At 42.2% G+C, this 25,411-nt stretch carries 17 protein-coding genes; 6 read left to right on the top strand and 11 right to left on the bottom strand.

From position 1 onward, the window contains the following. Positions 1–7 precede the first annotated feature (7 nt). The 8 genes from AC59IL_RS28285 to radA all read right to left on the bottom strand — a co-directional run bounded on the left by AC59IL_RS28285 (position 8) and on the right by radA (position 13,748). Positions 8–3,349: a SusC/RagA family TonB-linked outer membrane protein gene (locus AC59IL_RS28285; RefSeq protein WP_496555591.1), complete on the bottom strand. Its 3,342-nt coding sequence runs from the start codon at positions 3,347–3,349 to the stop codon at positions 8–10. A gap of 718 nt (positions 3,350–4,067) precedes the next feature. Then, positions 4,068–4,823 (bottom strand): Bax inhibitor-1/YccA family protein, encoded by a 756-nt coding sequence (locus AC59IL_RS28280; RefSeq protein ID WP_496555590.1) that lies wholly within the window; start codon positions 4,821–4,823, stop codon positions 4,068–4,070. A gap of 549 nt (positions 4,824–5,372) precedes the next feature. Continuing rightward, the gene (locus AC59IL_RS28275) at positions 5,373–6,626 is read right to left on the bottom strand and encodes a PSP1 domain-containing protein (protein ID WP_496555589.1); all 1,254 of its coding nucleotides are present in this window, start codon (positions 6,624–6,626) and stop codon (positions 5,373–5,375) included. 410 nt (positions 6,627–7,036) lie between these two features. Next, positions 7,037–8,245 carry a DNA polymerase III subunit gene (locus AC59IL_RS28270; protein ID WP_496555588.1) on the bottom strand — a complete coding sequence of 403 codons (1,209 nt, stop codon included), beginning with the start codon at positions 8,243–8,245 and terminating at the stop codon, positions 7,037–7,039. A gap of 843 nt (positions 8,246–9,088) precedes the next feature. Then, on the bottom strand, positions 9,089–9,601 hold the full coding sequence (locus AC59IL_RS28265; protein WP_496555587.1) for a glutathione peroxidase: 513 nt from the start codon (positions 9,599–9,601) through the stop codon (positions 9,089–9,091). Between the two features lie 349 nt (positions 9,602–9,950). Beyond that, positions 9,951–11,450: a choice-of-anchor Q domain-containing protein gene (locus AC59IL_RS28260; RefSeq protein ID WP_496555586.1), complete on the bottom strand. Its 1,500-nt coding sequence runs from the start codon at positions 11,448–11,450 to the stop codon at positions 9,951–9,953. 137 nt (positions 11,451–11,587) lie between these two features. Continuing rightward, complete coding sequence (locus AC59IL_RS28255; protein ID WP_496555585.1) at positions 11,588–12,283, bottom strand: ComF family protein; 696 nt, start codon at positions 12,281–12,283, stop codon at positions 11,588–11,590. A 91-nt stretch (positions 12,284–12,374) separates the two neighbouring features. Beyond that, positions 12,375–13,748: a DNA repair protein RadA gene (gene radA, locus AC59IL_RS28250; RefSeq protein ID WP_496555584.1), complete on the bottom strand. Its 1,374-nt coding sequence runs from the start codon at positions 13,746–13,748 to the stop codon at positions 12,375–12,377. Between the two features lie 546 nt (positions 13,749–14,294). On the opposite strand from radA, the gene AC59IL_RS28245 reads away from it, so the two are divergent. Next, positions 14,295–14,984 (top strand): zinc metallopeptidase, encoded by a 690-nt coding sequence (locus AC59IL_RS28245; RefSeq protein WP_496555583.1) that lies wholly within the window; start codon positions 14,295–14,297, stop codon positions 14,982–14,984. A gap of 918 nt (positions 14,985–15,902) precedes the next feature. Here AC59IL_RS28245 and AC59IL_RS28240 read toward each other — a convergent pair. From AC59IL_RS28240 to AC59IL_RS28230, 3 genes are all read right to left on the bottom strand, one after another. After that, positions 15,903–17,456, bottom strand: coding sequence for an Rne/Rng family ribonuclease (locus AC59IL_RS28240; RefSeq protein ID WP_496555582.1), 1,554 nt, complete (start codon positions 17,454–17,456; stop codon positions 15,903–15,905). 341 nt (positions 17,457–17,797) lie between these two features. Continuing rightward, positions 17,798–18,640: a tetratricopeptide repeat protein gene (locus AC59IL_RS28235; RefSeq protein ID WP_496555581.1), complete on the bottom strand. Its 843-nt coding sequence runs from the start codon at positions 18,638–18,640 to the stop codon at positions 17,798–17,800. A gap of 25 nt (positions 18,641–18,665) precedes the next feature. After that, positions 18,666–18,986, bottom strand: coding sequence for an HU family DNA-binding protein (locus AC59IL_RS28230; RefSeq protein WP_496555580.1), 321 nt, complete (start codon positions 18,984–18,986; stop codon positions 18,666–18,668). A gap of 338 nt (positions 18,987–19,324) precedes the next feature. On the opposite strand from AC59IL_RS28230, the gene mutY reads away from it, so the two are divergent. The 5 genes from mutY to AC59IL_RS28205 all read left to right on the top strand — a co-directional run bounded on the left by mutY (position 19,325) and on the right by AC59IL_RS28205 (position 25,380). After that, a complete protein-coding gene (mutY, locus tag AC59IL_RS28225; protein WP_496555579.1) occupies positions 19,325–20,374 on the top strand; it encodes an A/G-specific adenine glycosylase in 1,050 nt (349 codons plus the stop codon). 247 nt (positions 20,375–20,621) lie between these two features. After that, on the top strand, positions 20,622–21,071 hold the full coding sequence (locus tag AC59IL_RS28220; RefSeq protein ID WP_496555578.1) for a single-stranded DNA-binding protein: 450 nt from the start codon (positions 20,622–20,624) through the stop codon (positions 21,069–21,071). A 268-nt stretch (positions 21,072–21,339) separates the two neighbouring features. Continuing rightward, positions 21,340–22,692: a gliding motility-associated protein GldE gene (gene gldE, locus AC59IL_RS28215; RefSeq protein WP_496555577.1), complete on the top strand. Its 1,353-nt coding sequence runs from the start codon at positions 21,340–21,342 to the stop codon at positions 22,690–22,692. A gap of 86 nt (positions 22,693–22,778) precedes the next feature. After that, positions 22,779–23,378 carry a gliding motility lipoprotein GldD gene (gene gldD / locus AC59IL_RS28210; RefSeq protein WP_496555576.1) on the top strand — a complete coding sequence of 200 codons (600 nt, stop codon included), beginning with the start codon at positions 22,779–22,781 and terminating at the stop codon, positions 23,376–23,378. Positions 23,379–23,592: 214 nt separating this feature from the next. After that, positions 23,593–25,380: a tetratricopeptide repeat protein gene (locus AC59IL_RS28205; RefSeq protein WP_496555575.1), complete on the top strand. Its 1,788-nt coding sequence runs from the start codon at positions 23,593–23,595 to the stop codon at positions 25,378–25,380. Positions 25,381–25,411: the final 31 nt, after the last annotated feature.

Genomic DNA, 25,411 nt, shown 5'->3' with positions numbered 1-25,411 from the left:
TTACGAATCAAAAGCCCAGATTCAATGTACACTGATACGATTTCATGTTTGGTACAGTGCTATGATCAATTCCCCTGTCGAAGGCTGAATTGGATGCGCCCGAACTGATTTCGGGATCTAAGCCACTGTATTTGGTAAAGGTCATCAGGTTTCTGCCACTAAGTACCAGCTGGCATTTTTTTAACCAGTTATTATTTTTGACGAACCGCGAAAAATCAACTCCCAACGAAACATTTCGAAGCCTTACAAAAGAGGCATCTTCATAGAAATAATCTTTGGTTACGTTATTACCCACGCCTTTGGCAGTGCTTCCAAGCGCGTAGTAGGCACTGGCATAATACGCCGTCCAGGCGCCTGTTTGGCCATTGATGGTAACAGGATTTGTAAAGTCTTTGCTGATACCATCGCGGTACATCCACTCATTCGTTTGATTGTAAAGGTGAGAGCCATGTATCCAGTCGAACTGAAAGGCAAGCGTAATGGTGTTGTTCCAGCTAAGGCTGTTGATAAAAGAAGAAGTCAGTTTCGGATTAGGATCGCCTAAAGAAACGGCTTCATCAGAGAAAAAGATGGCTTTGGTGGTTTTATTCACTACCCTTCCGTTTACTATTTCATAGTTAGATTGCTTTGAAGGATCGATAAAAGGTGTTTTGCCATCCTCACGCACCTGGGTAACGCTGGTGAGCGCTTTATATCCATAGATCTCACCGATTTTTCTACCGGCAGCGAGTATCAGACCACTGCTTCCGGCCCCGGAAGTAAGCGGAATATCTCCTCCGGCCACTTTATCAATCATTGATGTCTGATGTCCGAGATTGGTCGTGAAATCCCAGGTGAAATTCCTTGATGCCAGCACCGGAATATTAATGGCCAGCTGCCAGCCATTTGACGAAACTGTAATAGCATTTGTTATCAGGGAAGAAGCGCCTGATGAAGGTGGCAGATTCTGAGCGAAAATGGCATTATCGGTATGCCTTTTCCAATAAGTGAACGATACGTTTACATTGCTGAGCCAATCGCCTTTGGCGATCGCAAATGAAAGATCGGTGCCTATTTCCTTTTCCGACGAAACCTCAACATTCAGAAGTGGATTGCTGGAAGTGGTCTGATTGGTATATGTTAGTTCATTGCCTGTAGGCTGCAGCGTGAGCGTGGGGTATCGATCGAAAGGTTTCGGTTGAATACCTGCTTTGCCATATGCTGCCCTGATTTTAAAGGTTGGAATAACATCCTGAATCTTTTCCCAGAAATCGAATGATGGTAAATTCAGGTATGCATTAAAGTGAGGGAAAGTAAATGGCTTTGAACCGGATCCAAATGCTGAAGAATAATCGGTTCTGAACCCCGCTGTTACACCGCCCCAGGCGCCTACATCTATTTTTTGATCAACCAGGTATCCATACGTTATAAAAGGCTCGATCATGTCAACAGCGATGTGCTGGCTTTGCGTAGCCGCGAAATTGAACGGAGGATTGAGTGCCAGGCCTTGTCCCCAGGTATCAAACTCCTTGTAATCGTTTCTCCGGTAATCAAAACCCAGTAACGTAGTTGTTTGTATGGGAATTCTGAGATGAAAATCTTTCTCAAAATCGGTACGTACTGTTGCACTACCCAAAAAATTCTGTTTTGTATTGAAGTATTGGTAGTTGTCCATCTCGCCTGTTAAATCGGATGAATTATATTTGTATGCATAGGTGCTATTTGCAACTGCGTTGGCGTTAGTTGTCTGATTGTAATACGTCCAAATGTCATTTTCATTCTTGTAACTGATTCCATACTTCGCATTCAATGTAAGGAATTTATTCACGCGGTAATTGGCTTCAAGGTTTTGAATAATGTCGTACCGCTTGCTGTTGCCGCTGGTATATTCAAGCCGGTAATAGGGGTTGAATGCGTTTACGCTTAAAAAGCTGGCTGTTTGATAGGGCGCATAATGACCGCCTGTTATGGTATCGGTTAAGCTAAAGAAGGGAGATGTGTTTAAGAAGCCATATACGCCGCCTACATCGGCATTAAGAGTTCCTCTGCCGAAATCCGAGCCCCCGGGAGCGCCCAATTGAGGGTGCATGGTATTGCGTGTGTAAACCAATTGTGTTATTGACCGTAATGTAAATCCTTTAAAAACTTCAAACCCCAGATTTACGCTCAAATTCGACCGGTCGATATAACCATTGTTTTTTAAGAAAGGAGAAGTTGTATGATTATTGGCGAAGGCAAAGTTAAAATCCATTTTGTCGTTTCCGCCGCTTACGCTTAAAGAGTTGTTTCTTGTTGTTGAACCTGTGAAAACCTGTTTGAAATGATCATTGTAATGCAGGTTGCCGTTGTAAGGCTGATCGGCATTGTTGCGCGGATCGAGTATGCCATAACGGGTATAGCTTGGCGATAAACCGGGAATGGTGCTTGTTAGGCCCGGTACATCATTGCCATACTTATAGGCAATGGAATTGGAGCCCAGGATCGATCCGGTTGCAGGATCTATTTTGATGATATCACCTGCAAAGTAACCAATGCTTGAGTCGGTACCAGCATTGATGACATTTCCGTTGGCATCAGTTAAATAAGGGTGCTTATCGGCTTTGCCAAAATCGCCTGCATTGATAAATGAATTGTTTGCTATACTTGAAGAAACATTAATACTTATGCGGCCTTTGGTGCCTTTTTTTGTAAAGATCTGAATAACGCCGTTGGCGCCCTGTGCACCGTATATGGTACCCGATGCAGCGCCCTGCACCACTTCTATACGTTCTACCTGAGCCATATCGAGCGTGTTGAGGTATTCGAAAGGAATTTCGATCCCATCTAACATTACCAGCGGTCTTGTGCCGCCCTGCACAGTATTAATACCTCTTAGTACGATATTTACTTTATCGCCGGGGTTACCCGAAACCGATGAAATCTGGGCGCCGGGAATTTTGCCAACCATGGCCTGATCAATGGAGGCCGTAGGTATTTGTGGTAATTTATCAGAAGAAAGTGATTCTACCGAAATCCCTAATTTTCGTTTAGTGGTAGCAACGCCCGAGCCGGTGATCACTACTTCGGCCAAAGACGTAGAGGAAGTCTTTAGTTTTATTATTAAAGATGAAGTAGCCTCGGTTATCTTAACTTCTCTTTTTTCGTAACCAATGGAGTTAAACACCAAAGTAGTACCTGAAGGGACTTTCAAAGTAAATTTTCCATCAATGTCGGCTGTGGTTCCTTTGGAAACGCCTTTTTGTAAAATGGTGGTGTTTGGAATGGGGGCTCCGGAAGTGTCGAGCACTTTTCCGCTGACTTCAACTGTTTGAGCAGTTGCCGAAATAGTAAGCAGGCTGCCTGCTATCAGGCAGTAGATGAATTTTCTCATGTGCACTAAAATTTTAAAAAATTAAAAATGAAAAAGGATCATTTGCGATTGAAATCGCAACTATAACCAACAAGCCCCTGGTCGATATCGGTTGTAGGGCCAGGAGGCAGTGTAGTTAAAAAAACTCCATCCACCTCTGAAGAGGTGCCTGCTTTTGATCCATTGAATAAAAGGATTGATTTGGAGGTTGGGAAGCCATTTGCTGTGTGTATGACCCACTCCCTGATTGTTAAAGTGTATACCTGCGGGGTATGAAAATAACATTACCATACCGGCCTGCAGGAGCGCCAGTGAATTTCTCATGTGACAGTTTTTAGATAAACAATAAGTAATGGTCAGGAAACCATTATATAATTATCAAGTTAATGAAAATATCAATTAAATGATTTGTGATTAAAATATATAAAATATAAAAATATGATAATGATTTACTTAACAAGGTTTCAATCTTATCCTGATTTTTATAAGACATTTATTTTCAAACCTGATAATTTCTGCGAGTATACATTATAATTCAATATATATGAAGTAATCTATCAAAATTTTCTTTAGAATAACATATTCGACAAACCGAAGCAGGATTTATTAAAGAAAGATGTATTATGATGCCGTGCTTTTTTCAGACAGGAGTCATATGATTTTTAATTATGTTTTAATGTAAATAAAAAAACCATCCTGCTGTCAGCGGGATGGCTTTGTATAAAAGTTATTCACTGTTTTATTTTCTGGAAGCCAGTTTTGACAGTAAACGTAAGATTTCGAGATATAACCAAACGATGGTTACCATTAAAGCATAGGCGCCGAACCATTCCATGTATTTGGGAGCACCCTGTTTGGCGCCCCGTTCAATGAAATCAAAATCTAATACCAGGTTCATCGCAGCAATACCTACAACCACTAACGAAAACAAAATACCCATAGTAGAGCCTTCGTAAATGAGCGGCATTTGTACGCCAAACATTCTTAAGATCATAGCTAACATATAAAAGACACCTATTCCGGCAGTTGCTACAATAACAATGGTTTTAAATCTTTGGGTTGCTTTAATAATACCGAAGCGGTATAAAGCAAACATGGCGATCACTACACCAAAAGTTAACCCAACGGCCTGCATAACGATGCCGGGGGCAATTTTATCGAATGCATCATTATAATAAGCTGAAATGCCGCCCAGCAACACGCCTTCGGCAAGGGCATATATGGGAGCCAGAAACGAACCCCATTGTTGTTTAAAATACAATACCAAACCTGCTATTGCGCCCACGATCAGTGAAGCGAATATCCATACCATAACATCTGTGCCCTCGGCAGCTGCTTTCCAGGTAAATGAAGCAGATGCAAGTAATAAGATCAACATCAGGCCAAATTTGTTCAGGGTACCTTTTTCGGTCATTACCTCGGTTTGCTGCCACTCGATACTGCTGTTAAACGTTTTTTCGTTTAAAACAGGATTACCGGATTTAAATAGCGCCATATAAAATAGAGTTTAGTTTACAGAAAACAAGATACAAAAAATCATCAATCACCAATGGTGAATGGTCAATGGTCAATTGTTAAAGATTGATCTGTGAATCGGCAACCGGTCCCGCCATGGCGGAATGAAACGGCAATTGCTTACACCCCACGCACACTTTGTCATTTTGCTATATTAAGAACTGCCTGCTTTCTACTGCCCATTGCCTGCTGCCTATTGCCTTTTAATCAGTCTCAGTTCACCGGTAATTGTAACAACACTTCTTTAATTTCTTTGAATTTCGCTCAGGGAATAAAATGATTGGCGCCGGGTATAATCAGTTCGCCAATACGTTCAGTATTCAACATTGCCGGGTGGCGCCCGGAAACTGGTTTATCATCACCGAATCGGCTTTGCGAAAGGTCATGCAACCGGTAATCAACAAGCAATATGCAATGGGCAATGGGCAACAGGCAAGGGACAATACCCTGGCGACAGTACTTAACCAATATGCATATAACTTTTATATATGGATTTGTCTATTGCCAATTGCCTGTTGTCTATTGACTACTATTTCTTCGGTTGAATATTTCTCCGGTCGTCTTTTTTAGGCGGACGATTATCCCGGTTATCGGGCCGGTTGTCGCGACGTTGCTGTTGCTGGCCTTGTTGAGGCTGTTGCTTGCGCGGTTGTTCTTTTTGTTGATGATGCTGATGCCTTTTTTTCTTTTCGGCTCTTTCCAAACTGCGCAAACTGATTTGCCCAACCACATCAACAAATTCGGGTTCAACCTCTTTAGGTTTATTTGTTGTAACGTCAACAGCTTCCAGTTCATCGGGAGCATGGCCCTGCTCGTTCATTTGTTTTATTTTCCTTACCCGTTCAATAGTCAGCGGATATTGCTTGGTACTATCGGGCAGGGTATACCACATGAGGTTTTTGAAAATATCCTTTTTAATAAGGATGGCAGTACCCTTTGTAACCTGTAAAGTATCGGCATTGTCGGGGAAGTGTTGCAGGGCATCAAGATAAATATCCAGTTCGTAGTTCAGACAGCATTTTAACCGGCCGCACTGACCGCTGAGCTTGCTTTGATTGATGGATAAATTCTGATAACGGGCTGCGGTAGTGTTTACCGATTTAAAATCGGTTAACCACGTGCTGCAGCACAATTCGCGGCCGCAACTGCCAATGCCACCAACTTTGGCAGCTTCCTGGCGGGCGCCTATCTGGCGCATTTCGACCTTAACCCTGAACTCCTTGGCATATATCTTAATCAGTTCACGAAAGTCAACGCGGTCGTCGGCAATATAAAAGAAGGTGGCTTTACGGCCATCAGCCTGAATTTCTACTTCGGTAAGCTTCATTTCAAGACCCAGTTGGCGGGCAATGGCGCGGGCGCGGATCAGGCCTTCTTTTTCACGGTCTTTATTCTGTTGCCAGATCTCGATGTCTTTATCAGTAGCGCGACGAAGTACTTTTTTAATATCGGGGTCGGTTTCGTCGGCATTTCTTTTTTTCATTTGAAGACGTACAATTTCACCGGTGATGTTTACCGTACCAACATCAAATCCGCTTACGCCTTCCACGGCAACGAGGTCGCCTTTTTCGAATATGTGAACAGTGGTATTGCGGTAGAAATCTTTACGACTACCGTTATTAAAAGTTATTTCAACAATTTTACAGGTGCCCGAAGGATCGCTAAAGGGCAGGTTACTCAGCCAATCATGAACATTCATTCTGTTACAACCGCCTGTGCTGCATCCGCCATTGCTTTTACAGCCTGCTACTTTACCGCCTGTTCCGCATGAACTACATCCCATTCTCTATTTAGGATTAACGATTTATAAAAATTTTTAAACCTCGGCCGGAAACGCATGCAGAAAGTGAAAGGTAGGAACTGTTGATCCATCACCGCTAAAGCGGATTGCGCCCACTAAATATTTATTCAAATACCGGTTGCAAAATTGTAACCTAATGAATACGACGCATTTATGGATAAAATATAGCGAAAAAAGATAACCTGATATTTAGTAATCCTGCTCGCAATTCAAACCCCACCACAACATTTTCTGCCTTCTGCTTTACAGGCCGATTTACAAATATAAGTTATTAACTGCAAAAGGGATTCATATGGAAATTGATTATAGCTGAATGCCGAACGCTGAACGCCGAATGCTGAACGCCAAATTAGCTATGTTTTGCGTTTTGCGTTATGCATTAAGCGTTTAGCTTAGATGATATTGGTTACCTCTTTACCGGCAATTATGTGGTACATTTTAATGGTGAGGGCATGGAATAGCATTTTGGCGTTGGCGTTCCGCTCAATATAGTAGGAGGCTTTGTCGAGCTCTTCAATAATGGCCTGTTGCTGGTAAAAACCGGCAATTTTATTAAGACGACCTGCAAAATCGAGCTCATTTGATGGTAGATGCACATTTTGGGCGCCCATGGCCTGCAGGCGAATGGCCTGTTCGAGCAGGTGATTAAAATATCTCAGGAATTGTTTTTGTTTTTCGCGCCCCAGCTTGCTGATGTCGTCGATCCATTTCACCTGGGCTATGGGCCCGTTTTTTAAAATGGCATTCAGCCAGTCGCGCAACAGCGATTGCCAGTCTTCCTCGGCATGTTGCACCAGTTGCAGGGCTTCGTGGTAATTGCCTTCGGCAATAAGGGCTATTTGCCTTGCCTGATCTTCGGCCAGTTTTGCTCTTGTAATAAGGGCATCGGTTATTTCAGCCTGTGTAAGTGCCGGTATTTTAACCAGTTGTGTTCTCGATAAAATGGTTTGCAGTATCAGCGACTCGTTTTCGGCTACCAATATAAATAAGGTATTGGGGGGCGGTTCTTCAATCAGCTTCAGCAATTTATTGCCTTCATTGCCAAGATACTCAGGCATCCACATGACCAGTATTTTAAAACCGCTCTCAAAACTTTTGAGCGAAAGCTTGCGGATGATGTCGTTACATTCATAAGCCGTTATGTTCCCCTGCTTGTTTTCGGCCCCGATAAACTGCAGCCAGTCGTAGGCATTGCCGTAGGGATATTTTGCAATGAATTCGCGCCACTCGCTGATGTAATCCGAGCTCAGGGGTTTATCGCCCGATTTGCGCGGAACTACCGGATACGAAAAATGGATATCCGGATGCATGAGTTGCAGCATTTTCTGGCACGAAGGGCATTCGCCGCAGGCTTCGGAAACACCGCTACCCACTGATGGGGAGGAAGCTGGCTCTTCGCCAAAAAGCGAGGGGCCGGCCGCAATCGGTTTTGCATTAACCTTTTCACAAACAATGTATTGGGCAAAAGCTATGGCCAGAGGCAGGGCGCCGCTTCCTTCTTTACCTAAAAACAAAAGGGCATGACTGATGCGGTTCTGCTGCACCATATTAACCAGATGCAATTTTACATCTGCCTGACCTATAACATTTTTGAACAACATGCAATGGCGAAGATACAATATCGAATATTGAATGTTGAATTTTGAATGTCGAAGTTGTATTCACTTTTTCATTCGACATTTATCATTCGTTATTCGATATTCTAAAAAGAAGAAGCCCCCGGGCGGAGGCTTCTAATTACTTTCGACGGCTACTCTTAATGGCTTTTTAAGGAATCGGATCAAGTTTTCAAGAGTACCAGGAAAAGTGGGATCTTTTAGCTTTTCATGGATTGGATACAGTTCGGTTTTTCTTTCAAGGATATGCTGTTTTCACAGGACCATTGGATCTTTTCAGTCGGTATTGGATTGCATTACAAAAGTGGTACATATTTCCCGCAGGAGGAACCTTTTTCGGCCAATGGCCTCAAAAAACCGATTTTGCGCCTGAATTGTCAGATGAACAATTAATGGAAGGCTGTAGAAATATCTAATGGTTTCTGTGGAGTGGACAATCGGTGGGGGAATGGTGAACAAAAGGTGGACTTCCCTCTAAAAGGAGGCTTGCCTGGGACGGATGGGTGGGGGGCGCGTTCTCAAAAAGGCTCACCAGTTCCGTTAGTGGGAAAATACAGGAGGACTCTTTCTCCTGGAAGCTGGGTAAAAATGGAGCCTGTCGGAAATTGAGGCTTATCTTTTGATACGGCTGAGGCATTTTCTCAAAAGTGGCTCAACCTTATGCCTCCCTTATACCTTATGCCGATGGTACTTGCTTAAAATGGCCCGCATGCTCCTGATTGCTAAAAACAAAGGTGGACCTCCGGAAGAAAGCCCACCTTTGATTGACCTTGCGGGTTTTTAAAGGCTTCGATTTTAAAGCCCTCTGTTAATCCCTAAGGTTTTGAATTAATTCAGATACTTCGTTACTTCCTCGCTCATGGGTTTCACCTTATTATGTATAACGGTGATCAGGTTGCCCTTTTCATCGAGTAAAAACTTGGTGAAATTCCATTTAACAGGGTCGGTAAATCCTTTTTTGGCGGCTTCGGCAACCAGGTATTTATATATCGGGGCAATGTCATCGCCTTTTACCGAAACTTTTTCGGCCATGGGGAAGCTTACACCATAGTTCTTTTTACAAAATTCCTGGATCTCGCCATTTGAACCAGGTTCCTGTTGTCCGAAATTATTGGCGGGAAAGCCTACGATCACCAGTTTGTCTTTGTACTTTTCATATAACTGTTCCAGCTCGGCATATTGAGGTGTATTACCACATTTTGATGCCGTGTTCACGATCATGATCTTTTTCCCTTTATATTTCGAAAAATCGATGGTTCCGCCATCCAGCGAAGGAACCTTAAAGTCGTAAATAGACGAGGCGGCGGTAAAAAGCAGGGAAACAAGCAATAGGCGTATCATATTGATAAAATTTAATACAAGTGTATAATGTGTTTAAATTGTACTATACAAATATGCTGCTAAATTGGTTGCTTTCAGTTAAAATAATGGTTAATGGCAGAAGCAAGTGGTAAGTAGTAAGTAGTAAGTGGTAAGTGGGAAGGCAAGTGGTAATAGGCAATGGGGAGCATAGACTAAAGGCAGCAGGCAATGGGCAGTAAGCAGTTAAGATCCGGGCCTACAGGCAACAAGCCCTCCGGGCAGGCAGCAGATAGCAGGCGGCAGGCGGCAGGCAGCAAACATGACCCACATAGCAGGAACCACCAGTTTGCAGATACTAACTTAGAACTTAAAACTTACAACTTAGAACTTACTGCTTTTCATAACAACCCAAATCAGGAGCGCTGCCAACGTTACGTGGTAAGCCATCGAGATCGATCGTTGCGCTGGTGACCACCCCCTTGTTAATAACAGGCGATTCATCTCTTAACCTGAAGTTGTAAAATTTTAATTGAGTGCTGATGCTGTCGAATAAAGGCGATTGGTTGGCGATAATAGCGCTTGACGTAACATTTGCCGGACTGTTTTTTACCTTCCACAAACAGTTTTGAAAATTTATATTGAAGATAGTTGCGCCCTGTTTATCGGTTACCACCTCATCATCCACAGTGCCGTTTTCGCCCCAGAAAATACAGTTCTTGAAACCCGCTGTACAATTGGCTGTTAATATCGTATTTCCATCTTTAACATAATTGGTTACCAGCAACACAGGATCTTTATGAAGAATGTACGAGTTTGAAAACGATGCAACCGTGCAATGATTAAAATCATACTGACCGCCATATCCCAGCAAAACATTTTTACCGCAATTGCTTACGAGGCAATTTTCGGCTTTGATGTTCGACTGAACACCCAGAATGCCGGCATCGTAACAGTTATCAACAATGCATTGCGTTAATGTTACTTTGGGATTGGCATTCACCGAAGGTTTTTCGGCTACTACACCCTGATAGGCATTTAATATATTGGTAAATTCAAGTACGTTGTCTTTGCTGGTTTCGCGAAAATAAATTCCGGGCCACCCGCCGGGAAAGTTGCGATAGGGATCATCGAGCCTGTCGCCTTTAAATGTAACCCGCGTACTGTCGTATTTTTCACCGGTAACCTTTAAGGTGCCGTCTACAATAAAAGGAGCATCGGCATGCAGATATATACGACAGCCTTTTTCAATGGTAAGCGTGGCATCTTTATCTACCAGTAAACCGCCGGTTATTACATAGGGCCTGTTGTTGGTCCAGGTAACATTGCCGGTAATCAGGTTCGACCGGTAAAAATTGGCGTTCTGCCCCCAGGCTTCAAGTTGTACCCACCGTACATTACCGTTATATTCTATGCGAACGCTGTCCTGCACAATAAAGGGAAGGTTGGCGGCAGAGGGATCTATTTTTACTGTAACAAAAACATAAATACTGTCGTTGGCCTCCATTTCAATATTGGTTACTTCGGCGCCCGATGTGCCATCGACATTCATTTTAAAGAACGACTGGCTGCCTCCGCCAAGTGCTACTTTGCTAAGGCGCAGCTTTTGATTATTTTGATTGTATATACGAAAGAACTGGGTTACCGAACCTGTTGTAGTGAATACAGTATCAAAGTGCAGGGTGTCGGCGGTAGTAGACAGCGATGCCGTGCTGCTGGTAATGAATGATTCTTTTTTGCAGGAAATAAGAACGCCGGTTAGTAATATGGCAGCAAGTGTTATGTTCCGGATGAATGTAACTTGCCGCAACCGGCAGTTGGAGGTTGGCAGTTGGCGCCCTGAATATTTCATGTTGCTGTAAAAATACACGTTTGATAACAACTTTTTCAAAGTTCCAGAATTTCCTAAAAGCTAAGGTAAATAAACGCTATAGCCGCTTTTTAATTGTTTTGTTAAGAAGTTAAAAGGCACTACGTAAAATGTGCTCAACTACGACGTTCAATATTTAGTGTTCAATATTCGGTATTTTATTTTACCGTGTACGCCATGGTCATAATGCTTACTCTTGTACCGGGCGCAGTAAGTAATTCCTGACCGCAGGCTTCCAAAGTAGCGCCGGTGGTAATTACATCATCTACCAATAAAATATGTTTACCGGCAATGGCTTCGGGTTGCAGCAGCCCGAATTTACCCTGCATGTTTTGCCAGCGTTCGATCCTGTTTTTATGTGTTTGGGTTTCGCTGAGGCTGCGGCGGCTGATAACATGGGGCAGTACAGGCCGGCTAAATACTTCTGCCATGCCCTGGCATAATACCAGCGCCTGGTTATAGCCGCGTTTTCGTTCACGGGCTGCATATAAGGGCAATGGAACAATAACATCGATATCGTTAAAGCGATTGGTTTGCAATAAAGCTTCGCCCATTTTACGACCTATAAAAAGCCCCAGCTCTTTATTGCCTTTATATTTTAGCTGATGAACTATTCGTTGTAACAACGAATCTTTTGAAAAATATAAATAACTGGCTGCGCAGGAAACCATAAGGCGACCCCAAAATATTTTTTCAACCGGGTTATTGGCGTGCATGTGAAAGCCGGTAAGCGGCAGGCGGTCGATACAGTGCATACACAATACCTGCTGATGGCTGATGATATCGCTGTCGCATCCGGCACAGTGATGAGGTAAAAAAAGATGCACTAACGGGTGCAGTGGATTGGTAAGCATCGCTAAACAATATTGAATATCGAATAATTAATGTCGAATGATGAAATAAATACAACTTCGATATTCAACATTCGACATTCGATATTCAATATTAAAACAAATATTGATATACTTCTTCAACCCTTCCCATGGGTACCACTTCGATATTGAAACCTGCTTTGCCGATTGATTTTTGTCCGTAGCGCGATACGATGATCTTTTCGAAACCCAGCTTTTCGGCTTCGGCTATCCGTTGTTCAACGCGATGCACGGCACGCACTTCGCCGCTCAACCCTACTTCGCCGGCAAAACAAACATGTTGAGGTAAGGGTACATCTTCGTACGAGCTTAATAAGGCGCATAAAACAGCCAGATCGATCGATGGGTCTTCGACCTTTAATCCGCCGGCTATGTTCAAAAAAACATCTTTTACGCCGAAATGAAAGCCTCCTTTTTTTTCAAGCACGGCCAGCAGTAACTGCAAACGCCGCAGATCAAAACCCGATACGGTTCTTTGCGGTGTTCCGTAAACCGATTGGGTAACCAGCGCCTGCACTTCTATGAGCAGGGGGCGCATGCCTTCGATGGTGGCGGCAATGGCAATACCACTCAGGCGATCTTCTTTCGGCGTCATTAAAATTTCGCTGGGGTTGTTTACGCAGCGCATGCCTTCGCCTGTCATTTCATAAATACCCAGTTCAGAGGTGCTGCCAAAACGGTTTTTAATAGTTCGTAATATGCGATAGGCATAATGCCGGTCGCCTTCGAACTGTAAAACCGTATCAACCATATGCTCCAGAATTTTTGGGCCGGCAATACTGCCGTCTTTTGTTATATGACCTATTAAAAAAACAGGCGTATTGGTTTCTTTGGCAAAACGCTGAAATTCTGCTGCCGATTCACGAATCTGGGATATGCTTCCGGGTGAAGAGTCGATATAAGGCGATTGAATAGTTTGAATTGAGTCAACGATAACCAGGTCGGGCTTTAGTTTTTTTATTTCCTGAAAAATGGTTTGGGTAGAAGTTTCTGTTAGTAAATAAAAATTTTCGTTCCTGATATTCAAACGGTCGGCCCGCATCTTTATCTGTTGCTCACTTTCTTCTCCGCTGATATATAAAACTGTTTTTGATTGTAACTGCAAACCATTTTGCAAAAACAAAGTGCTTTTACCAATGCCCGGTTCACCGGCAATTAATACAATGCTTCCGGGAACAATACCACCGCCCAATACTCTGTTTAGTTCTGCATCGGTTGTTGCAATGCGTATTTGTTCACTGCTGATGATGGTATGTAGTGCAATGGTGCGTATTGATTTTGTTTCTTCTTTATAATCATCCCATCCGTTTTCTTTTTGGGGCGAAGGTTTATGTATCACTTCTTCAACAAATGAATTCCACGTACCGCATGATGGACATTTACCAACCCATTTGGCACTTTCGTAACCACAATTAGAACAAAAGAATGCTGTTTTAACTTTAGCCATGCGATAAAGGTATAAAACCCTGATGGTTTGTTGTTGATGCATTAAAACGCTTCATGCAAACTTTCAAAGTTTATAAGGTTGTTGATGTATGATAGTAAACAAAAAAATACAGCTTTTGAGCGGCGGTTTTTTAGCAAAAAAAAGAGGCAAAAAATGATCAAAAAATGAAGCTTTTTTTTAAAAGTAAAAAGGCCAACATTGCTGTTGACCCTTTACTTACTAACCCATTAAATTCTTGCACTAAATTACAAATAAGCGCCACATAACAAAATTATTTTTTGGGGTTGTGAATAAATTCCAAAACGCCTGAAACGTTAGCCGCATTTAGCATTCTGGTGCCATAAATCATTGATAATCATAATTTAATAGAATTTTAAGAATCTCTTTGCAACCCTTGTGATAAAATGTCAGCCGTACATCATTATACGCAAACGGAATGACAAAAAGGCCCCTGTTTTTTGTCGAAAAAAGTCGTAAAAAAATACCAAAATAAGCTGGTAACTGATTTGATAGATTATTGTTATTAATTAAAATCAGGAGTGTAAAATGGAACCCTCAATTTGGTTGATTGCGATGCTTTTTGTGGTGATTAGTTTGCTGGTTTCGGGCGTGTTAAAAAGTAAATTTACCCGGTACAGCAACATACCTCTTTCGGCCGGTTTAACGGGTAGTGAGGTAGCGCTGAAAATGTTACGCGATAACGGAATTTATGACGTGAAGGTAATTTCAACCAGCGGCTTTTTAAGCGACCATTACAACCCGCTTACCAAAACCGTTAATCTGAGCCCCGACGTATATAACGGAGTTTCAATAGCTGCCGCAGCTATAGCGGCCCACGAATGCGGTCACGCCGTGCAGCATGCCACTGCTTATCAATGGTTAATGCTGCGAAGCAGGCTGGTGCCTGTGGTTCAGTTCAGTGCAGGCATTTTGCAATGGATATTGTTGCTGGGCATTCTGATGGTTAATAGTTTCCCGGCTTTATTGCTCGCAGGTATTATACTTTTTGGCCTAACTACTTTATTTTCAATTATTACGCTGCCCGTTGAGATCGATTCCAGCAGCAGGGCCCTTGCCTGGCTAAACCGAACGAATATTACCAGTTCGAAGGAGTATCCCGGGGCAAAGGATGCGCTTAAATGGGCGGCTTTAACCTATGTAGTGGCTGCCCTGGGTTCAATCGCCGCCTTAATTAATTATATATTCATTTTCCTGGGCGGTCGCAACCGCGATTAACAGGCAAATGCGATAAAATTTATAAGGCATTGTATCATACATGTATATAACATTGCATTAATGGCTTTTAAATCCCGCCAAATAAGGCGGGATTTTTTGTTTTCAGAAAGTTACGAAGAGGTTGGGTGCTGTTTAAAGGGCTTTACAGGCTTATTAAGGCAGAGGGCATGGATGACGGGCAATCATTGGTTAAACAGGTAACGGGTACCTATAAATTGTATTTTTTACAGGAATTCGGTTCCGGCGAGGCCGATCAAGGCAATTTGGTGATTTTTGCTGCACACTTATCGGCCATATATGCGCAGTTATTGCTAAAACTGCACACTTACCAATTTATCCTTCGAGGTATGATTTTATAAAATACTTTTGATCTGTCTGATTCACTTTTTTCCCTACGCCTTTCTGGTTTTATATTACGATCGGGCAATTTCTTGCCCGATCCTATTTTTTTATACCCTCCTAAGCGTCAAAATCAACTGAATTTTTAATATGTGAACTTATTTAAATGTGCGGTTGCCAGCGGGTAACGAGTGCCTGGCAGGGGAGTAGCAAGTAGAAGAGCAAGTGGTTAGTGGAAAGTAGCGGGCAGTAGAAGCCAGTGACCAGCGGTGAAAGGTTAGGGAGAAGTTTATAAGTTGAAAAGTTGACTCGTTGATAAGTTAATAGGAAGCCGGGTGTTTTGCCGGTTTACCTTTCCTTTTTGCCGGTTTCTTCCTGTTTGTATAATATACTCACAATTAACGGATTAATCCCGTTTTCGCAAAGGGCCTTCATTTCCCGGCAATAAATCTATGGGTGGCAGGCGCCTAAAACCCAATGGCACACTGATAACCGGCGAAGCATTCACCAAAGCGTCCGACAAAGCCTTGGCGAAGACGGATTCACCATTGACTATTGACCATTCACCATTGACCACGATTACAGCTTTATTTCATCATCGTGCTTGTCGAAGAAGTGAAACTCGGTAAGATGATAGTTGGTATTTTCCTGGATCTTAACCTTTTGGCCGTATTTCCATCTCCATTTCCATTGTTTCGATTTAAACATGTTACCCTTTGTAAGGTAGGCATGCATAATGGGATGAACTACCAGCTTAAGATCTTTATGCTGATGGGTGATGAGGTAGCTTAAATTCTTTTCAATTTCATCTTCGAGCAGCAGGGTCGAAGATATTTTACCGGTTCCGGCGCAGCTGGGGCACACTTCCTGGGTATTGATATTAACCTCAGGTTTCATGCGCTGACGGGTAATTTGCATTAACCCGAATTTCGAAATCGGCAGAACGGCATGCTTGGCTCTGTCGGGCCGCATGCATTCTTCCATAGCTTCCAGCAGCTTGCGCTTATTATCGGGCAGCTTCATATCAATAAAGTCTACCACTATAATACCGCCCAGGTCGCGTAATCGTAGCTGACGCGATATTTCAGCTGCTGCTTCGAGGTTGGTTTCCAGGGCATTTTGCTCCTGGTTATTGCCAACGCTTTTATAGCCGCTGTTAACGTCAATTACGTGCAACGCTTCGGTATGTTCAATAATAAGGTAAGCCCCGCTGGGAAGGTTAACGGTTTTACCAAACGCGGCTTTCACCTGTTTGGTAATGCCATACTGATCGAAAATGGGCAGGCCATTATGATAGTACGAAACAATGTCGGCTTTTTCGGGGGCAATACGCTGAATATAGTTGCGGGTGTCGTTGTAAATATTGCGGTCGTTAACAACTACCCGGTTGAAGTCTTCATTTAGCAGGTCGCGCAAAATACTGGTGGTTTTTGTTTGCTCACTCAATATTTTGGCAGGTGCAACAGCTCCTATCAGATTGGCCTGAATGGTTTTCCAGGTTTCTACAAGGGCTGCAAGATCTTCGTGTAATTCGGCTGTGTTCTTTCCTTCGGCTGCGGTGCGCACTATAACCCCAAAGTTCTTGGGTTTTATAGCTTCCACTATTTTCTGTAAACGTTTTCGTTCTTCGGCAGAATGAATTTTGCGTGAAACGGCTACAATATCATTAAATGGAGTGATTACAACAAAACGGCCGGGTAATGAAATTTCGCAGCTAAGGCGGGGGCCTTTGGCTGCGATGGGTTCTTTCAATATCTGAACCAGTATATTCGGCTTGCCGCTCAGTACTTCATTGATCTTACCGGTTTTAATAATTTCCGGTTCAACCTGAAAAGTGGCGAAGTTAAATCCCTGGGGGCTGTTATCATTAATAGCCATTTGGGTAAACTTCAATAACGAGCGGGCGTATGGACTGAGGTCTGTATAATGCAAAAAAGCATCTTTCTCAAACCCCACGTCTACAAACGCGGCATTCAACCCCGGTATTAGTTTTTTAACTTTTCCGAGATATAAGTCTCCCACCGCGAAACTTGCATCAGCTTTTTCATGATGCAATTCCACGAGTTTTTTATCCTCGAGCAGGGCGATTTCAACACCCTGAGGCGCCGCATTTATAATTAGTTCCTTATTCAAGCGTAACTGTCTTTATACCGTCTAAAACCAATCTCATCACTACAAGGAAAGGTGCTGAAGAGGAATTAGTTGTCAGGTATCAGAATCAGCATTGCAGGTAACCTGTAATAAATGACAACATAACTAAGATTCAGCGAAAGAAGGAAAAGTCACGCCTTTCAGCGTGACCATTACAAGAAGATAAACTAACGGTTCTTCTTCTTATGACGGTTCTTTCTTAGTCTTTTTTTACGCTTGTGCGTGGCAATTTTATGACGCTTTCTTTTTCTACCACAAGGCATAGGTCACCAATGAGTTTAAGATTAAATAATAATTTTTAAATAACTTTCGGAAAGGTTTATTTATTTCTTTTCTAATAACTTAATTCGATCGTCAATTTCTTTAACAACGTCGGCATTGTGAATAAATTTCTTACCCGCCTTATACCATTTCGCTGCATTTGCCTTGTCGTTCGTACGTTCGTAGGCTTCGGCCAGTATCAGCATCGCTTCCACGTTATCAGGCTGTTGCTGTACTACTTTCAACATACGGTCTATCACTTTATCAAACTGACCCGATATCATACCTCCCATTCCCAGCATAAATTGTGCGTACACATTGTTGGGATTGCGGTCGGCAACTTCTTTGATCATCAAAATCCCCTGCATCGGTGTTTCGCTGATATTACCTAAAAGGTAGCAGCTGCCCAGTCCGATTTTCAGGGAATCGTTACCCGGATCCTGTTGTAAAGCCTTTTCAAATAACTCTTTAGCCTGTATGGCCATCCACCTTTGCAGGTCGGGATTCTCCTGACGGCGAACGCCATCTAAAAAGAATTGGGCAGCAAAGGTGAGACTTTTTTGTGAGTTTTCCAATTTAGCAGCTTCTCCTGAATAATAAGCGTAGGGAAGCAGCAAATGGGCCGAATCTTTCCAGAAAGCAGCCAGTTGCCGGAACACTTTCGCCTGTTGTTCTTTTACGTCGCCGCGTACCACGGCTGTTTCCAGTTGAGCAACATAGGCTTGCTGTGAAGCACTTAGCTGCTGCCGGGAGGCCGCCAGAATGGTATTTATATCTATTTCCTTTGAAACGGCAGGTGCTGCCGCAGCTCCAGGTTTTTTAGGGGGAATAGTTCTGCCAAAAAAATAAACAAGGCAAAGGAGCGCTACTCCGCTGCCAATGAGAATAAATTGTTGCTTTTTCAAAAATCAAAACATTTAAGCAACAAAGTTACATCTCATCATCCGGGTTTGGCTGATCTTCTTTTACTGACTGAAGTTTTTTAACTTCTGCAACAAATTCTTTGGCTGGTTTGAAAGCGGGAATAAAATGTTCGGGTATATGAACCGCAATATTCTTTTTGATATTACGTCCAATTTTAGCAGCTCTTTTTTTAGTTATAAAACTGCCGAAACCACGAATGTAGATGTTCTCGCCCGCGGACAAGGTGTCTTTTACTTCCTTGAACATGGTCTCCAGCGTAACCAGTACATCAACCTTCGGTATACCTGTTTTTTCCGATATTTGGTTAACGAGGTCTGCCTTTCTCATGTCGCATGAATTTTAACGGGTTTACAAATTTTTATTTTTTAAAAATTTCACAGGATGTCAAAGGCAATCTACACAAAATCAATTCTTTAATGAAATTAAATGTAAATTTTCATATTTGCAAGAAAAGTATAAACAATTGAAAATGAATTTTAAACAATTTTCGTGCCTCTTTTTTAACAAAAACTATTCATTTTCAATTGATTATCGGGGATAAGGCAGTACGAAACTTATAGTAGTAATTTTTTTTCTGTTTGAAAAAAACGCTGAAAACCAGTTCCCGAAGCCCCTTAAAATGCTTTTTTTATGGTTGTGTAAGCCTAAAAACGACAACAATTTGCATGAAACCTGATTTTACGCGTAAGTTATTACAGTGGAATAAACATAAGAACACACGTGCAATGCCGTGGAAAGGTGAAAAGGATCCTTATAAAATATGGTTGAGCGAAATTATTCTTCAGCAAACAAGAGTTGAACAGGGGTGGAGCTATTATGAAAAATTCATTTCAGCATTTCCTACCATCAAACATCTGGCGCGGGCAAACGAAGAAATGGTTTTTAAAATGTGGGAAGGACTCGGTTATTATAGCCGTTGTAAAAATCTGATTGCAACCGCGCGTATAATTGTTAATGAACACAAAGGAAAATTTCCTGCTACCTACGATGAAATAAAACAACTTCCAGGCATAGGGCCTTATACAGCTTCGGCTATATCATCATTTGCTTTCAATGCTCCTTATGCGGTATTGGATGGTAATGTGCAACGTGTGATAGCCCGTTACTTTGGCATTTCAACACCGATCGATACCACTGAAGGAAAGAAATTGTATCAAACACTTGCCCAGTCGCTGTTACAGCTCGATGAGCCGGGGATATATAACCAGGCCATCATGGACTTTGGCGCAGTGATTTGCAAACCACAAAACCCTTTATGCAGCGATTGTGTTCAAAATAAAGAATGCGAAGCGTTCAAACATAACCTTACCGCACAGTTACCGGTAAAGCAAAAAGCCATCATACGCAAAGAGCGCTGGTTCTATTACTTTATAATTGAGAATAAAAACAAGGTTTATATTCGTCAAAGAACGGGCAGGGATATATGGGAAAACCTGTTTGAGTTTGTTTTATTTGAATCGCCCGCTGTTGTTGACGACATTTCATTAAAACTGCCCTTTTTAAAAAAGCTGGTAAACGGCCAACAGGTACATATACAAAGCATCAGCCGTATGTACCGGCAGCAATTAACCCATCAAACAATCCATGGCCGCTTTGTTAAGGTTATGGTAAATGAGTCGTTACCCTCACTGAACGATTTTATGCTTATTGATAAAAAGCAATTATCTAAATATGCCTTTCCCCGGTTTATTACTTCTTTTTTAGCAGAGTCATGATCATGGAAGTCTGATGTTTGAGGGCAAAAGTCTGAAGTCGGATGCCGGAAGCCGGATGTCCGATGTCTGAAGTCCGAAGTGAGATGTATGGTGTGAGATACACAACAGGCCGGGTTGAGGGGGCTTCTGACCTCTGATTTCTGACTTCAGACTTCGGGCTTGAAAAATTCCTTTTTTTCTATTAAAAAATTTAACTTTAAAAAGGATTAACCGGCGCAGACGATTTTTAACATCAAATTTTCCATCTATGAGAGGAGTAAACAGGGTAATGCTAATTGGTAATTTAGGAAAAGACCCGGACACACAACACCTCGAGGGACATATTGCCGTAGCAAAATTTCCTTTGGCAACTACCGAAACATTTAAAGACAGATCGGGAAAACTCATTTCTCAAACAGAATGGCATACAGTGGTACTGTGGAGAGGTTTGGCAGAGCTGGCACAAAAGTACCTTCACAAAGGCAGCCTGGTTTACATCGAAGGCAGGCTTCGTACTCGTAGCTGGGAAGATAAGGAAGGCAATAAAAAATTCGCCACCGAAGTGGTGGGCGATAACCTGATAATGCTCGATAAAAGAGCCGATGCAACCCACGGTACGCATGGCACAACCACCACACATGGCGAAAATATAGAGGGGTTCCCCAGTGCCGATATTCCGCCTCTGGGCGATTCTCCAGCTCAGGATTTGCCATTCTAAGCCATACCATTATTTTTGCAGTTCAAAATATTACAGGCAGGGGGTCCACTAAAAAACGTTTTTAATGTTTATTTTAGTCGGCCCCCTGCTGAACAATTTGAAAATTTGAAAATGTGTTAATTTGAAAATTCATTTAGCAAACGCAACGATTTTAGATAATTCAGTTAGAAATTTCAGAGGGTTGCCAGGAAATAAGCATGTTGATCTTTAAACGTCATTTTCAAATTTTCAAATTGCCCAATTTTCAAATTGATTAAAACCCCATGTTTTGGATAAGCCTTTGTTGATTTTTGGAATGGAGTATGTGAACGCGCTGCTGTTGATGGTGACCAATGTACAGGCTACCACCCTGCTGGCTGCTGCAGTGCTTGTTTTGTTATTGCTGTCGTTTTTTATTTCGGGGGCCGAAATGGCCTTTTTTTCGCTTACCTACCGCGATATCAATATGCTTAAAACCAAGCAGGATACCGGCTGGAAGCGGATTGCCTCACTGCTCGAAGAACCAAGGGCTTTACAGGCTTCGCTCATGGTTGCCAATACCCTGGTGAATATTGCCATCATTATTCTTACCAACTTCTTTATTGATCAGGTACTGGTGATAAAGCCCGGCCAGGGAGCCATGGTGTTAGGTTATTTAATCAAAATAATCATCATTTCGTTCCTTATCATTTTGTTTGGTGAAATACTACCTAAAGTACGTGCTTCGCAAAACAACCTGCGTTCGGCTTACGAAGCCTCGTTTCTGGTAGAAGTGATTTATTATTTGTTCAAACGCATTGCGGTATGGTTGCTCAAAGTGAGTGACCGGTTCGAATCGTTGTTTGGCGGAAAAGCTTCGCGTGCCTATACACATCAGCAATTGGAAGAAGCTATAAAAAACACCATACACGAAGAAGAAGAGCAACGCATACTGGCAGGCATTTATAAGTTTCCGAACATTACGGTAAAGCAAATTATGCGAACGCGGCTCGATGTAAACGGTATTGAATTTGAAGCTTCGTTCCAGGCGCTGAAAAGAAAAGTTGAAGAGCTGCATTACTCCCGGTTGCCGGTGTACCGCAAAAGTCTCGACGATATTGCGGGTATTGTACACACCAAAGATCTTTTACCGCATTTGAATGAAGGTGATAACTTCGACTGGCATTTGGTTATACGACCGCCTTTTTTTGTACACGAACAAAAACATATCGAAGACCTGCTGAAAGAGTTTCAAACCCGGCATATACACTTTGCCGTGGTAGTAGATGAATTTGGAGGTACCAGCGGCATTGTAACGCTTGAAGATATACTCGAAGAGATCATTGGCGACATACGCGACGAATTTGATGAAGAAGAAAGCGGCAATAAAAAAATAGATGATAGCACATTCATTTTCGAAGGCCGCACCATGATACACGATGCCTGCAAAATGATGAATTTGTCTGAAGATACTTTCGATCAGGTAAAAGGCGACAGCGATTCAATGGCCGGCCTGATGCTTGAGCTGGCAGGTGAAATTCCGAAAGTGAACGATACGGCAAGTATAGGCGATTTTGAATTTATTGCCCTTGAAGTAGACCGCAACCGCATTCGCAAAATAAAAGTAACCATCAATATTAAAGAAGATAAGCAGGTAAGTTAGTTGCCTGTTCCCAGTTACCCGGTTCCAGGAAACCGGCAACCGGCAACTGGTAACCGGTAACCGGTAACAAAAAAATGTGTGTTCTAATGAAAAAAAATTCCAGCTATTTTACCTTTTCATTTATTGTCATTCTGCTCATGTTTGCCATCGCCTGCAACAGCATCTATACGCAGAAAAATAAAGGGTATTTTAAAATTGATTTTCCCAAACACGAGTACAGGTTGTTTGATCAGCCCGGTTATCCATATACTTTTGAATATCCTGTGTATGCAAACATTTTAAAGGATACCACTTTTTTTGAAGATAAACCCGAAAACCCGTATTGGATCAATATTGATATTCCCCGGTTTAACGGAAGAATATATATCAGTTATAAAGATGTTGGTAAAAACGATTATACCAAACTGGTAAACGATGCGTATAATATGACGTACAAGCATAGTACCAAAGCCACCGAAATTGTTGATTCGCCCATGCATACACCAAACGGTGTTGGCGGTGTGTTTTTTACGGTTGGTGGTAATGCCGCTACAGCCAAACAGTTTTTTATTACCGATACCACCAAACATTTTTTGCGCGGCGCTTTATACTTCGATGCCAGCCCCAATGCCGATTCGCTCAGCGTAGTGAACGACTTTTTACAGGATGATATGAAGCATCTTATTAATACGTTTCACTGGCGGTAAATGCCACGAGCGGCAAACCCTGAGCGTAGTCGAAGGGTTTTTGCAATAAACCCTGAGCGCAGTCGAAGGGTCTTTGCAATTAGCCCTGAGCGTAGTCGAAGGGTTGCCTGTTCCCTATTGCCAATTGCCTATTGCCAATTGCCCAATTGGCCATTGCCCATTGACAATTCTTTTTTATATTGAATCAGGCTTTACCAGCTGTTAAACCTGATTTATGAAAAATGCATTTCTGCTATTCTTATTTCTTTCGGTTTATTCTTTTTCCGAGGGGCAGTCAACCTGGTTTGTTGATAGTTTAAACAAAGAGTTATCCCATGCCCACACTGTACCACTCAGAATGAACCTGTTGAACCAACTGGCCCGTTATTATATAGGAATTGATAACGAACGGTCAGAAGAGTACGGGGCGCAAATGACAGCTATTGCCGACTCGAGCCGCAACCGCGAATGGATGATAACAGCTTTGTTGTATAATGCCAACCGCTTTTATGACCAGGGCTTTGTACAACAATCGGTAACCCGGGGATTAGAGTATTCGCAAAGGGCATTCGATATGGCAAAAAGCAATAACCTCGATGAGTACACCTGCTGGGCATACCTGTCTTTGGCCCGGGGCTATAATAATAACGGCGAAAATGATAAGGCGCTTAACTGTAATAATATGGCCTTATCTATAGCTTCGACTATCAATAACGATTCATTAAAAACCTATGTGTACAATTCGCTGGCCCGAAACTACCTCGCTAAAGATGAAAAATTGTTAGCCTTTCGCAATTATTTACAGGCACTTGGTATAGCAGAAGCTTCAGGTAAATATGATTTGCTTCGATTATGTTATACCCGAATGGCAGAGTTTTACACTGCTCTCGGCGATTACGAAAAGGCTAAGGATTTTGCATTTAAAAGGGTTGACCTGCAACGGCAACAACATCGCCTGTATGATTTGTTGGATACGTACAAAGCTATTGGTGATTTGTATAATTATCAAAAGCAGGCCGATCCGGGATTGCACTACTTTCAAAAGGCCATTGCATTGGCCGATTCGCTTCATATAGAAATATACAAGCTGCAGGTATACGACGGTATTATAAATCTTTACCTGAATTGCGGAATGTATGAAAAAGGCCTGGCTTATTTTAATAGCCATGTCGAAGTGAAGGAGTTTTTAAATAAAGCGGGCCTTGGTTATTTTATTGATAATGCCTATGGAATACTTTACCTGTATTTAAACAAGCTCGATTCAGCGGGTTATTATCTTAAAAAGTCAGAGCCTTATATTTTAAACAACGCTAATAAATTTAATTTATACATGCTTTATTCCGTATCAGCAACCTACTACCGTAAAATGAACAATTACGAAAAGGCAATTGACTATTGGACGAAAGCAAAACTGCTTAGCGAACAAACCGGAACCCTTTCCCATTTGCAGGAATCCGTTACCAACCTCGACTCGTTGTACCAGTTCAGGGGCGATTATAAGAATGCCTATATGTACAATTCGTTGTACCATTTATATACCGACAGCTTAAACAACCTGGCCAAAGAAAAAGATATGATGTCGCTCGAAATTGAGAATGAAAACAAACGCAAAGAGCGGGAGGCAAAGCTGCAGGAAGAAGCCCTTCGCCGAAGCCATAATTTGCAATATATGGGCATAACCATCGCCATTGCAATTATTTTCATTTTATTGGTAACAGCCGGTGTTTTTAAAGTATCAAAAAACACCATCAGCGCCCTCGGCTTTTTTGCTTTCATCTTTTTATTTGAGTTTATTATCTTAATTGCCGATAACTGGATCCATGACTTTACGCATGGCGAACCATGGAAAGTGCTGGCTATTAAAATAGGGTTAATAGCCATTTTGCTGCCGCTGCATCATAAGATAGAAGAAAGGGCAATCCATTACCTTACAACAAAGGAGCTATTGCGGTTAAAAGGCCGGGGTTTTTTCAAAAAATTTATCAAAAAGAAAGATGCTGATGTTCCCATGGGTAATGTGTAATTTTACAGCGCCCGGCCCATACAGGTTGGCC

It is taken from the genome of Niastella sp. sgz303648 (genome assembly GCF_059587045.1).
Note: the sequence above shows the minus strand (reverse complement) of the source record. Positions and strands in the feature narration are given on the sequence as shown.